The following is a 12,323-nucleotide window of genomic DNA, read 5'->3' on the forward strand; positions in this document are numbered from 1 at the left end:
CGAATTGAGGTCGCACACATATCCAGACCTTTCTTACGTGGCCACTTTGGCCTGTAGGCGCTCCACCGGGGGGCGACGGTAAAACAAGAGGAGTGACTGGCATGATCCATCACGTAGTGGGGCTATTCACCCACCCCGACCAGGAATGGAAAGAAATCCGTGGCGACCAAGAGGAAAGCATCAGCCACATGTACCTGACCCACACGCTGATTCTGGCGGCGATCCCCGCCGTGTCGGCGTTTATCGGCACCACACAGGTCGGCTGGGTCATTGGCAGCCGAGCGCCGGTGATGCTGACGACAGAGAGTGCGCTATGGATGACGATCATGTCGTACCTGGCGATGCTCGGCGGCGTTGCAGTGATGGGCGCGTTCATCCACTGGATGGCGCGCACCTATGACGCTAATCCGAGCCTGGCCCGTTGCGTTGCGTTTGCGACCTATACCGCGACCCCGCTGTTCATTGGCGGCCTCGCGGCGCTGTACCCCCACATGTGGCTGGGGATGATCGTCGGGACGGCGGCCATCTGCTATACGGTGTATCTGTTGTATGTGGGACTACCCACTTTCATGAACATTCCATCAGACGAGGGATTCCTGTTTTCAAGTTCGGTGCTCGCCGTAGGCCTGGTGGTGCTGGTGGCCATTATGGCGTTCACGGTGATTGTCTGGGGACTCGGCGTGGGGCCGGTCTATACAAATTAGCAACACACCACCCAAAAACAAGATCTGCCAATACAGGCCGCCGCAGGGCGGCCTTCTAATGTGAGGGTAACAACCACTCGGCGCCTCGGCGATTCGCAAGCCCCCAGGGTTGCGGCATACTCAACGTCTCTGGAGATCCATCAAGCATGCCCGAGCAACTCAATATCCGCGTCGAAGACTGTTTCCAACAAGCCGAATCCTTTTTCAAACGAACCTTTCAACGCCCCGTGGTGAGCCTCAAGCTGCGCGGGCAAAAAGCCGGTGTCGCGCATCTGCACGAGAATCTGCTGCGCTTCAATCCGCAGTTGTACGGTGAAAACACCGAAGACTTCCTCAAACAGACCGTGGCCCACGAAGTGGCGCACCTGATCGCTCATCAGCTGTTTGGCGATCGCATTCAGCCCCACGGCGAAGAGTGGCAATTGATCATGCGCGGCGTGTACGGACTGCCGCCCAATCGTTGCCACACCTATGACGTCAAGCGTCGCAGCGTGACCCGCTATATCTACAAGTGCCCGTGCGTCGATAGCGATTTCCCGTTTTCGCCGCAGCGCCATGGTCTGGTGCGGCAAGGACGGCGGTATTTGTGCCGACGTTGTCGTAGCACGTTGGTGTTCAGTGGGGAGATGCGGGTCGAGTGAATCAGCTTTGTGGTGTTTGGGCCGGCCTCTTCGCGGGCAAGCCCGCTCCCACAGTGATCGGCGTCGGTCACAAATGTTGAGCACAAAACCAATACCTGTGGGAGCGGGCTTGCCCGCGAAGAGGCCGGGTCAGGCGCTAGAGAACCACCTTGGCTCGCCGCAACTCGGCAATCCGCTCGGCACTAAACCCCAACTCCTCCAACACCTGATCCGTATGCTCACCTAGTGCCGCACCGATATGCCGCGGCTTTGGCAACCCGTCCGAGAACTTCAAAGGACACGCCATCTGCGCCTGGCTCGTCCCGTCCCCCCTCGGCACGTCGGTCACTACCTCCCGAGCCTGCAACTGCGGATGCCGAACCGCCTCACTCAATGTCAACACCGGCTCGACACACGCATCAAGCTCGGCAAACAGCGCACACAATTCGGTAAAGTCGTGTTTCTCGAATTCGGTCTGCAGCGCGTCCTTGAGCTTCTTTTGCCGGGCGGGTTGAGGCGACAAGCCCAGGGCCGCCAGCTCCTCCAGCCCCAGCGCCGTGCACAGTTGCTTCATGAAGGCCGGCTCCAGACTGCCCACCGATAACCAACGGCCATCCCGCGAACGGTAATAGTCATAGAAACTGCCGCCATTGAGCATCTGGTCCTCCCTGCCCGCTTCCTCGCCGCAGGCCAGATACCCGGCACCGGCCATGGCGTTCAGGCTGAACGCGCAGTCGGTCATGCTCACATCCAGATGCTGCCCCAACCCGGTTTGCTGCCGGGCAATCACCGCTGCCAGCAGGCCTATAACCCCATGCAACGAGCCACCGGCGACATCCGCCACTTGCATGCCCAAAGGCAATGGCCCGCTCTCGGCGCGGCCGGTGTAGCTCGCCAGCCCCGCCAGCGCCAGGTAATTGATGTCGTGGCCGGCGCGGTCCTTGTAGGGGCCGGTCTGACCGTAACCGGTGATCGACACGTAGATCAGCTTCGGGTTGATCGCCTTCAACGCTTCATACCCCAGGCCCAGACGTTCCATTACGCCGGGACGGAATTGTTCCAGGACAATGTCGTAGTCCTGCAACAATTGCTTGATCACCTCCAGCGCCTCGGGCTGCTTGAGGTCCAGCGCGAGGCTGCGCTTGTTGCGGTTGAGGTAGGCGTGGCTGGCCGAGACGCCCTGGTCATGGGGCGGCAGCACGCGCAGCAGGTCCATGCGGTTCGGCGATTCGATGCGCAACACCTCGGCGCCCATGTCCGCCAGTAATAGCGAGGCAAACGGCCCCGGGAGCAGTGTCGAGAAATCCAGAACCTTGAGTGATGCCAGTGGACCGAGCATGAGCGATCTCCGTAAACAATGCTTCCAGCCTAGGCAGGCAACGCGATTGCAGCAATCACCTGATGTGTCAGCAACTGTGACCGTTACGCTCAAATCGCAGGCATGAAAAAACCCGCCGAAGCGGGCTTTTCCTTTACTGCCAGTGTTACTTGACGTTGCTTGGGGTTGGGCCTTCGGCCACACCCAGGTCGTCTTCTTCACGCTCGTCGGCAATGCCGCGACCGCCAGAAGCCAACTCGGATTGCAGCACATCGGTATCCAGTTCCTTGACCCACTTCGCCACAACGATGGTGGCAACGGCGTTGCCGACCAGGTTGGTCAATGCACGGGCTTCGGACATGAAGCGGTCGATACCGAGGATCAGCGCCAGGCCGGCAACCGGCAGGTGGCCGACAGCGGACAGAGTGGCGGCCAGTACGATGAAGCCCGAACCCGTCACACCTGCGGCGCCTTTGGAGGACAGCAGCAACACCACCAGCAACGTGATCTGGTGAGTGATGTCCATGTGCGTGTCGGTTGCCTGGGCAATGAACACCGCCGCCATGGTCAGGTAGATCGCAGTACCGTCGAGGTTGAATGAGTAACCGGTCGGGATCACCAGACCCACGACGGATTTCTTCGCGCCCAGACGCTCCATCTTGATCAGCATGCGTGGCAGTACCGATTCCGAGGAGGAAGTACCCAGTACGATCAACAGTTCTTCACGGATGTAGCGAATCATTTTCAGGACGCTGAAGCCGTGGGCGCGAGCGATACCGCCCAGCACGATCAGGATGAACAGCAGGCAAGTGATGTAGAAGCAGGCCATCAACTGACCCAGTTGCACCAGCGAACCGACACCGTAGGCACCGATGGTGAACGCCATGGCGCCGAAGGCACCGATGGGCGCGAGCTTCATGATCATGTTGATGATGTTGAACATCACGTGGGCGAAGCGATCGATGAAGTCCAGGATCGGCCTGCCGTAGGCACCCAGGCGATGCAGGGCGAAACCGAAGATCACCGAGAACATCAACACTTGCAGGATGTCGCCCGTGGCGAACGCGCCAAAGATCGTGTTCGGGATCACGTTCAGCAGGAAGCCAACGACGCTTTGATCAGCACCGGCCGCCACGTATTGGGCCACTTTCGAGGCATCCAGAGTGGTCACGTCGATGTGCATGCCGTTGCCCGGCTGGACAATGTTGACTACCAACAGGCCGACCAGCAAGGCGATGGTCGAAACGATTTCGAAGTAGAGCAGCGCGTAACCACCGGTCTTGCCGACCGACTTCATGTTCTGCATGCCGGCGATACCGCTGACGACGGTGCAGAAAATGATTGGCGCGATAATCATTTTGATCAGTTTGATGAACCCGTCACCCAGCGGCTTGAGGGCCACACCGGTCTGCGGGTAGAAGTGACCAAGCAGGATGCCGATGGCGATGGCAACGATCACCTGGAAATACAGGGATTTGTACAGTGGCTGACGAGTCGTCATTGCAAAGATCCTCAAGAGCGTCCCGCGACAACATCCATCTGTTGTCAACGACACCTCATTTGCGAACCCTCCTGCACTGGAGGGATTTGTTTTGTCGAGCTGCGCAACGGCAGGCATCTGCTCGTTGTATCGCAAGTGGCGTGCCACCTTTGCCAAACCCCCTGCATGCCTTTTGTCATCAGTGGTTACAGGTATAACGTGCCACTCGCTCACCACAAATCAGTGGCGGATTTCCGCCCATCCGCCAGACCTCGTCCTGCAATTTGGCGGATATCCGCCTTGTTCATTCGCAGGCAGCATGACTACCATCCGTCGTTCAATGACGGATCTGCCTGTTATGCGCGAACGCACCATCGCCAGTCATTTCGCCCGTGCCGCCCTCGGTGGCGCGCGCCGCCTCGGCCACGACTGTTCAGAGCTGTTGCAACAACTCGGCATCAGCCCGGAGTTGCTTGATGAGCCGCGTGCGCGAATCGCGCCTGAACAGTTCACCCGACTAATCCAGGGTTTGTGGTTGGTACTCGACGACGAATACCTCGGTTTCGGACCGGTCCCGAGCAAAACCGGCAGCTTCGCGATGATGTGCCACGCCGTGATTCACTGCCGCAATCTCGATAAGGCGCTGCATCGCGGCATATTGTTTTATAGCCTGTTCCCCGAGGGTCCGCGGCTGACCCTGGCGCGCGAAGACGAAATGATCCGCCTGAGCCTCGACGACTCGCAGTTCCGCGACCCGGACCATTTCCTCACCGAGAGCCAGCTGATGGTCTGGCATCGACTCGGCAGCTGGCTGATCGGCCAGCGCATGCGGCTGGAGCAGGCGACGTTCAGTTACCCGAGGCCCGCGCACGGCGCCGAATATGACTTGCTGTTCCCCTGCCCGATGGAGTTTTCCGCGCCGCAGAGCAGCCTGCTGTTTCACAGTCGCTACTTGAACATGCCGTTGTTGCAAGACGAACGAACCCTCAAGCATTTTCTCGAACGCTCGCCCGCCGACCTGTTGTCGCGCCCGGACGACGGCGACAGTCTGAGCAGCCAGTTGCGCCGCTTGCTCAGCCGCGACAGTGCACGCTGGCCGGACCTGGAAGCGGTGGCCGCGCACCTGCACATCAGCCCGCAGACGTTGCGTCGGCACTTGCGTGAAGAGGGCTCGAGTTTTCAGGAGTTGAAGGATCAGTTGCGCCGGGACATTGCGATTTATCACCTGGGGCGCGCGGATTTGTCGTTGCAACAGATTGCCGAGCAGCTGGGATTTTCCGAGCCTTCGGCGTTTCATCGGGCGTTCAAGAAGTGGACGGGGTTGACGCCCGGCGCCTACCGCGCCCAGGAGAATTGAGGCCATTTGTTCAGTTTTTGTATTGAATGAGCCGGCCTCTTCGCGAGCAAGCCCGCTCCCACAGGGGATCTTCGGTGTAGATCCATTGTGGGAGCGGGCTTGCTCGCGAAGAGGCCCGATGAAGCCCCCCCTAAAACTCCCGGTCACACCACCGGAAAATGAATCCGGAACGCCGCGCCGCCCATGGGTGAATCACCGAGGGTCAGCTTCGCGCTGTAGCTCTCGATGATGTCCTTGACCACCGCCAACCCGATCCCCTGCCCCGGATGCTGACGGTCCAGCCGTTCGCCGCGCTGCAGAATCCGCGCCCTCTGATCCGGCGGCACACCGGGCCCGTCGTCCTCGACGCACAACTCGATCCCGCTCAGGGTTTCGCGCACACTGATGCGCACTTCGCCGAGGCACAGGCGATAGGCGTTCTCCAGCAAATTGCCCATCATCTCCAGCAAGGCGCCCTGCTCGATCGGCACATAACAGTGTTCCGGCAGATCAAAAGCCACCCGCACGCGCTTGTCGCGGTAGACCTTGTCCAGCGTATCGCAGAGGCTTTGCAGCACCGGCCGCAGCCGCACCTGATGGCGCACCAGACCGCTTTTGCGCAGGCTGGCGCGCTGCAACTGATAGCTGATTTGCTGGCTCATGCGCTCGATCTGGGTTTGCAGCACCCAGGCCTGATCACGATCTTCCGGCCGCTGGGCCATGTCCTCGCTGACCCCTTGCAACACGGTCAACGGGGTTTTCAGGCTGTGGGCCAGGTCGTCGAGGGAATCGCGATAACGGCTGCGTTGTTCGCGCTCGCTGTGCAGCAACCGGTTGAGGGAGCCGGTCAGGCGCAGCAGCTCGCGCGGGTGCTGTTCGCTGAGGCTTTCGCGGGTGCCGCTTTCGATTTCGTCGAGTTCCTGACTGAGCCGGCGCAACGCCTGCAAGCCCCAGGTCAGGCCGATCCACAGCAACGCGAGCAGCACCAGCAGCGCGGCGCCGAAGCCCAGGTAAAGGTTTTCCCGCAGGCCTTCGAGGGTGACTTCGTATTCGCGCACCGGTTGCAGGGCGACGATGCTGAACGCCGCGCTTTTGCCGCCGAGCAGTTTGACTTCGACGTCATAGATGAAGAACTCCTGACCGTTGGCTTCGCTGATCCTGGCGAACTCGTTACCGCGCCCGTCGTAACGCGGTTTGTAATTGATGTTCTCTTCCCGAGTGCCTTTCGAGCGCCACACCAGGTGGCCTTCGCGGTCATAGATGTAGCCGAGCAAACGGCTGTCGGTGAGGTTGAAGCGCTCGTCGGGCAACTGCGCCGGCATCTGCAAGCGGTTGCCGTCGACCCGGGCGGCGGAAATCAGCGTGGTGACGTCCGACGCCAGGCGTTGCTCGATGGAATCCTGCAACGCGAGGCTGAACGCGCCCTGCATCGCCGGCAGCAACGCCAGCATGAACAACACCGCCAACAGGGTGGCGGCCAGCATCAAGCGGACACGAAGCGAACGAATCAAGTGCAGCGCTCATTGAACAGGTAGCCGAGGCCGCGCACGGTGTCGATCGGCTTGAACCCGGCCGGCCCCTCAAGTTTGCGGCGCAGACGGCCTACCAGCACTTCGATCACGTTCGGATCGCGCTCGTCGTCATCCGGGTAGAGCTGCTCCATCAAGCGGTCCTTCGCCACCACTTGCTGGTGATGACGCATCAGGTACTCGAGAATCCGGTACTCATACGCGGTCAGCGCCAGCGGCTGTTCGTCGAGGGACGCCTGTTTGCGATTGAGGTCGAGCAGCAGCGGCCCGGCGACGATAGTCGACTGGGTGAAGCCGCTGGAGCGGCGCAGCAAGGCGTTCAGGCGCGCATCCAGCTCTTCGAACTGGAACGGCTTGACCACGTAATCGTCGGCACCGGCGGCGAGGCCTTCAACTTTGTCCTGCCAGTTGCCGCGCGCGGTAAGGATCAGGATCGGAAAGGTCTTGCCCCGGGAGCGCAACTGGCGGATCAGGTCGAGCCCGCCCATGCCCGGCAACCCGAGATCGATCACCGCCAGGTCATGGTTGAACTGCTCGGTCTGGTACAACGCCTCTTCGGCGTTGGCCACGGACTCGACCACGTGGCCGCTGTCCGTCAGGCGGGTTTGCAGGTGATGGCGCAACAGTGCTTCATCTTCGACGACCAGCAGTTTCATGACGCGCTCCCGGGCAAACGACTTTTCCAGCGGCACAACACGGTATTTTCAAGACAGATCATAGCGGCCCGAAAGGTCCTCTGGACGGAGTTTAATGCCATTGTGCGACACCGACACGCTGGCGTAAGTGGCGGAGTAATCGGCCGGGTTGTTCTGTTGGCCCAAATGCGCCCCCCAGGCACTGCCCTGACTGACCACGTCGATGGCGCTGAAGCTTTTCAGGCTGAGGGATTTCTTGTCCTTCTCGGCGCTCTTGCGAAGCACCTGGTTGGCGAGACTGTCGTCGGAAGCGAACGCCGCAGTGCTCGCGCTTAAAACGGTGAAGGCCAGCAGCAGGTTTTTAAAGCCAGTCATTAGGGAAATCCTCATGCGCAGGTGCTTTGGGTACGGCACTACATTACGCACCGGCCCCTGAACTCCCCCTGAACGCAGGCTGAACCTGAGCTGAATCAAATCGACTAGGCTGTATTGATGACTCTTTGCAGGAGATCCGACCATGCGCGTATTCCTCGCTTTGCTTTTGCTGGCCTTGAGCGGGCTCAGTCAGGCGGCCATCAAGACTCAGGAAATCCCTTATCAGAGCCCCGACGGCACGAAACTGATCGGTTATTACGCCTACGACGACGCAATAAAGGGCCCGCGCCCGGGCGTGGTGGTGGTGCATGAATGGTGGGGGCTCAACGACTACACCAAGCGTCGCGCCCGCGATCTGGCCGGTCTGGGCTATAGCGCGTTAGCCATCGATATGTATGGTGACGGCAAGAACACCGAGCACCCCAAGGACGCCATGACCTTCATGCAGGCCGCATTGAAAGACAGCGCTGCGTCCAGCGCTCGATTCCAGGCCGGGCTCGATCTGTTGAAGAAACAGGCGCAAACCGACCCGAACAAGGTGGCTGCCATTGGTTATTGCTTTGGCGGCGCGGTGGTACTGAATGCGGCACGCCAGGGCTTGCCGCTGCTGGGCGTGGTGAGCTTTCACGGGGCGCTGGCGACGAAAGCGCCTGCGACGCCGGGCAGCGTGAAGGCGAAAATCCTGGTCGAGCATGGCGCTCTGGACAGCATGGTGACGGCGGATAATGTGGCGGCGTTCAAGAGCGAGATGGACAAGGCCGGGGCCGATTATCAATTCGTCAGCCTTGAGGGTGCCAAGCATGGGTTCAGTAACCCGGATGCGGATCGCCTGGGCCATGGCGATCATGGTGGGCCGGATATCGGTTACAGCAAGGCGGCGGATGAAAAGTCGTGGGCGGACATGCAGGCGTTCTTCAAGAAGATTTTTGGTTGATCAGGTAGACCGCGGCGCGGCCATTCGCGAGCAAGCCCGCTCCCACAGTTGACCGCGCACTCATGTTGGATAGGGTCGAATGTGGGAGCGGGCTTGCTCGCGAATGGCCACGCCTCGGTCTAACGTCAGGGCTACCCAGCTTCAAGGCAACCCGGCAAAATGCCCGACATGAATTCCCTCCCCGCCCTGCCCGCTTGCTGCACTCCGCTCGATGCCCATTGGCCGCTGCCGTTGGTGCTGCCCGATACGGTGCTGCTGAGCACCCAATTCGACACCTCGCAACTGGCCATCGATGATTTCCAGCGCAGCGCCATCGAGCCACCCGCGACTATCCAGCGCTCAGTCGCCAAGCGTCAGGCAGAATTTCTGGCCGGGCGGATTTGCGCGCGGGCCGCACTGCAACAGCTGGAAGGGCTGAATGTCGTGCCGGCCATTGGTGAAGACCGAGCGCCGGTCTGGCCGGCGCACATCAGCGGCTCGATCACCCACACCACCGGCCGGGCGGCGGCGATTGTCGCGCAGAAAACCCACTGGCGCGGCTTGGGCATGGACCTGGAAAACCTGCTCAACCCTGAACGGGCGGAACGCCTGGCCGGGGAGATTCTTACGCCCGCGGAGTTGCAACGCATGGCCGCCGGGCCTCGCGATCAACTGGCGATGCTGGTGACGCTGACGTTTTCGGTAAAGGAAAGTCTGTTCAAGGCGCTCTACCCGATCGTTCAGCAACGCTTTTATTTTGAACATGCCGAAGTGCTGGAGTGGAGCGAGGCTGGTGAGGTGCGGTTGCGGTTGCTGACCGATCTGTCCAGTGAATGGCAAAAGGGTACGGAGCTGGATGCGCAGTTTGGGGTGATGGATGGGCAGTTGTTGAGTCTGGTCAGTATCAAGGCCTGAGGATTTTCGGTGCCTTCCACGGCCTCTTCGCGGGCAAGCCTCGCTCCTACATAAACAACGCATTCCTGTAGGAGCGAGGCTTGCCCGCGAAGGCGATAGACCAGACAACGAAGATCTCAGCGCTTCTCCTGATTCCTCGGCCAACTCAGGCTAAAGCAAGCCCCGCCCAAACTCTTGCTCTTGCTGATCAACGCCCTTCCGTCGTGCCAATGGATGATCCGCCGCACGATCGACAAGCCCAACCCATGCCCGCCCGACGCGCGGGTTCTGCTGTCATCCAGTCGCAGGAACGGCGTAAAGATTTTCTCCCACGCCGATTCGGGAACGCCCGGCCCGTCGTCTTCTATATCCACCCGACACCGCTGCTGCCCCACCTGATAACTCACGGTCACCCGCGATTGCGCATGACGCATGGCGTTGCTCACCAGGTTCTGAATCGCCCGGTGTAAATAGCGCGGTTCGGCTTCGACCCAGGCGTCGTCACAATCGGCCGCCGACAGGCACAACCCGCGCTGCACCGTGACGTCGGCGCGCAGAGGCGCCAACTCTTCGATCACCTGATTGACCAGCGCATCCAGATCGATGCGCTGGAAATTCAGCGCCGGCGAACCCTGTTCCAGCCGCGCGTAGGTGAGCATCTCGTCCACCAGCCGGTCGAGATCCTCGATGTCGTGGTCCATGCCTTCGCAATATTTCTCCAGGGCCTGAGGCGTGGTGGCCGAGCCGATCATCTCCAGGCCAAAACGCAGGCGTGCCACCGGCGTGCGCAACTCGTGGGAGACCGCACGCACCAGCTCGCGCTGGATCGCCAGCAACTGCTGCAAGTGTTCGGCCATGCCGTTGAACGCCGACGCCAGGCGCCCGACCGAGTCCGCGCCGCGTGCCGGCACGCGGGTTTCCAGGCTGCCTTTGGCGATGCGCGTGGCCGCTGCTTCGAGGCCACGCAAACGGCGCTCCAGTTGCCGCACCAGCAAATAGACGATCAAGCCGATCAGGCTCAAACCGAGGGCCGCGATCAGCACCAACCATTCCGGCGGATAAGGATTCATCTGGTACAGCGGACCGATTTCCAGTACCCACGGCGTACCGACCATGCCGGCAAACACCCGGATCGAATCGCCCCCCTTGCCCAGCGCCATCACCGTGTCGCCTTCGGCCACGCGGCGGCTCTGGTCTTCATCCATGTCCGCCTCATTGATCGTGACCAGCCGCAGATTGAAACCGAAGCCCTTTTCCTCCTTTATCTGCGCCAGACGCTTGGGTTGCTCGGCCACCGGGACGCGCACCAGTTCGTCGGCGAGCAGGTAAATCGTCGCTCGGGCCAGTTGCTCGCTGATCTGCTGCACCTCGCCGGTCAGCATCAACTGTTCCTTGTCGCTGACCAGTCGATACACCTTCGCCGCATGGGGGCCGGTTTGTTCCACCAGTGCCTGGCCGCGCAGCACGCGGGTGCGCTGGGTCATATCGAGGTCGGTCTGGGCGAAGGTTTTCAGCGCCAGCGGAATCCCGAGCAGTCGCTCCCACACCAGCAAGGCGCGGTGACGCTGGGTTTCGTTCATGGGTTGCAGATTGTCGGCCATCAGCGAAAACGTGCCATGGGCCAGGCGCTCACGGTATTGCTCGCTGCGCACCTGGTTGAGCATGTGCAACGCCAGCACGCCGAGCACCGCTACCAGAATCAGCGCCGCGCACATGCCGCCATAGATGCGCAGGAAGATAGAATTCACAGCGACGAGTCTTCGCAGGCTTCGGGCACGAACAGGTAGCCTTTGCTGCGGATGGTCTTGATCAGACGCGGATGGTCCGGGTCGTCGCCGATCTTCGGCCGGATGCGCGAAATGCGCACGTCGATGGAGCGGTCCTGACCGTCATAACCGATGCCGCGCAGCGCGGTGAAAATCTCTTCCCGGGACAGTATTCGTCCGGCGTTGGCCACCAGCAGCCACAGCAGATCGAACTCGGCACTGGTCAGCTCAATGCCGTTGTCATTCAACCAGGCTTCACGCAAGGCGTTGTCGACCACCAGCGGACCGAACTGCAGACGCCGTTGTTTTTCCGGGACCGCCTCAGGTGCTTCACTGCGTCGCAACAGCGCCTGAATGCGCGCCAGCAGCAAGCGCGGGCGCACCGGCTTGCACACGTAGTCGTCGGCGCCCAGGTCGAGGCCGAGGATCTGATCGGTGTCGTCGGTGCGGGCGGTGAGCATCAGGATCGGGCCGTCGAACTTGTCGCGGACCTTGCGACAAATGCTCAGGCCATCTTCGCCCGGCAGCATCAGGTCAAGGATCACCAGGTCCGGTTTTTCATTGATGATGCGGGCTGCGGCCAAGGCGCCATTGCCCTCGATCGACACCCGCAGGCCATTGGCTTCCAGGTAATCGCGGGTCAGTTCGGCCAGACGCTGGTCGTCCTCCACAATCAATACCTGCCAGGCTTCTTGCTCCACGGTGACCTCTGCTTGCCAACAACACTTATAAGGAAGGATCCACCCGTCTTTT

At 60.9% G+C, this 12,323-nt stretch carries 12 protein-coding genes; 5 read left to right on the forward strand and 7 right to left on the reverse strand.

Annotated elements, in window-relative coordinates:
• Positions 1 to 101 precede the first annotated feature (101 nt).
• Positions 102 to 704 carry a Yip1 family protein gene (locus tag ACA073_RS19245; RefSeq protein WP_007899096.1) on the forward strand — a complete coding sequence of 201 codons (603 nt, stop codon included), beginning with the start codon at positions 102 to 104 and terminating at the stop codon, positions 702 to 704.
• 146 nt (positions 705 to 850) lie between these two features.
• Complete coding sequence (locus ACA073_RS19250; protein ID WP_497398671.1) at positions 851 to 1,345, forward strand: SprT family zinc-dependent metalloprotease; 495 nt, start codon at positions 851 to 853, stop codon at positions 1,343 to 1,345.
• Positions 1,346 to 1,481: 136 nt separating this feature from the next.
• Here ACA073_RS19250 and ACA073_RS19255 read toward each other — a convergent pair whose 3' ends face one another.
• Both ACA073_RS19255 and ACA073_RS19260 read right to left on the reverse strand, forming a co-directional pair.
• Positions 1,482 to 2,663 carry a CaiB/BaiF CoA transferase family protein gene (locus ACA073_RS19255; RefSeq protein ID WP_497398673.1) on the reverse strand — a complete coding sequence of 394 codons (1,182 nt, stop codon included), beginning with the start codon at positions 2,661 to 2,663 and terminating at the stop codon, positions 1,482 to 1,484.
• Positions 2,664 to 2,808: 145 nt separating this feature from the next.
• On the reverse strand, positions 2,809 to 4,143 hold the full coding sequence (locus tag ACA073_RS19260) for a dicarboxylate/amino acid:cation symporter (protein WP_497398675.1): 1,335 nt from the start codon (positions 4,141 to 4,143) through the stop codon (positions 2,809 to 2,811).
• A gap of 337 nt (positions 4,144 to 4,480) precedes the next feature.
• Between ACA073_RS19260 and ACA073_RS19265 the strand changes: the two genes are divergently transcribed.
• Positions 4,481 to 5,479, forward strand: coding sequence for an AraC family transcriptional regulator (locus ACA073_RS19265; RefSeq protein WP_497398677.1), 999 nt, complete (start codon positions 4,481 to 4,483; stop codon positions 5,477 to 5,479).
• A 143-nt stretch (positions 5,480 to 5,622) separates the two neighbouring features.
• On the opposite strand, the gene ACA073_RS19270 is transcribed toward ACA073_RS19265, so the two are convergent.
• Genes ACA073_RS19270 through ACA073_RS19280 form a run of 3 tightly spaced genes read right to left on the reverse strand, consistent with a single transcriptional unit; the run spans position 5,623 to position 7,997 of the window.
• Positions 5,623 to 6,969, reverse strand: a complete 1,347-nt coding sequence (locus tag ACA073_RS19270) for an ATP-binding protein (RefSeq protein WP_497398679.1) — start codon at positions 6,967 to 6,969, stop codon at positions 5,623 to 5,625.
• The gene (locus ACA073_RS19275; protein WP_008029360.1) at positions 6,966 to 7,643 is read right to left on the reverse strand and encodes a response regulator; all 678 of its coding nucleotides are present in this window, start codon (positions 7,641 to 7,643) and stop codon (positions 6,966 to 6,968) included. Before ACA073_RS19275 ends, ACA073_RS19270 begins: the two co-directional genes overlap by 4 nt.
• A 48-nt stretch (positions 7,644 to 7,691) precedes the next feature.
• Complete coding sequence (locus ACA073_RS19280) at positions 7,692 to 7,997, reverse strand: hypothetical protein (RefSeq protein WP_497398682.1); 306 nt, start codon at positions 7,995 to 7,997, stop codon at positions 7,692 to 7,694.
• 142 nt (positions 7,998 to 8,139) lie between these two features.
• Here ACA073_RS19280 and ACA073_RS19285 point away from each other — a divergent pair, with 142 nt between their 5' ends.
• Together ACA073_RS19285 and ACA073_RS19290 are read left to right on the forward strand one after the other, a co-directional pair.
• Positions 8,140 to 8,931, forward strand: a complete 792-nt coding sequence (locus ACA073_RS19285; protein ID WP_497398684.1) for a dienelactone hydrolase family protein — start codon at positions 8,140 to 8,142, stop codon at positions 8,929 to 8,931.
• Positions 8,932 to 9,099: 168 nt separating this feature from the next.
• Entirely contained in the window at positions 9,100 to 9,825 is a 726-nt protein-coding gene (locus ACA073_RS19290) for a 4'-phosphopantetheinyl transferase family protein (RefSeq protein ID WP_497398686.1), read from the forward strand.
• Positions 9,826 to 9,941: 116 nt separating this feature from the next.
• On the opposite strand, the gene ACA073_RS19295 is transcribed toward ACA073_RS19290, so the two are convergent.
• Complete coding sequence (locus tag ACA073_RS19295; protein WP_497398688.1) at positions 9,942 to 11,552, reverse strand: ATP-binding protein; 1,611 nt, start codon at positions 11,550 to 11,552, stop codon at positions 9,942 to 9,944.
• On the reverse strand, positions 11,549 to 12,271 hold the full coding sequence (locus tag ACA073_RS19300; protein WP_497398690.1) for a response regulator: 723 nt from the start codon (positions 12,269 to 12,271) through the stop codon (positions 11,549 to 11,551). Before ACA073_RS19300 ends, ACA073_RS19295 begins: the two co-directional genes overlap by 4 nt.
• Positions 12,272 to 12,323: the final 52 nt, after the last annotated feature.

The organism is Pseudomonas sp. LBUM1670, assembly GCF_059695695.1.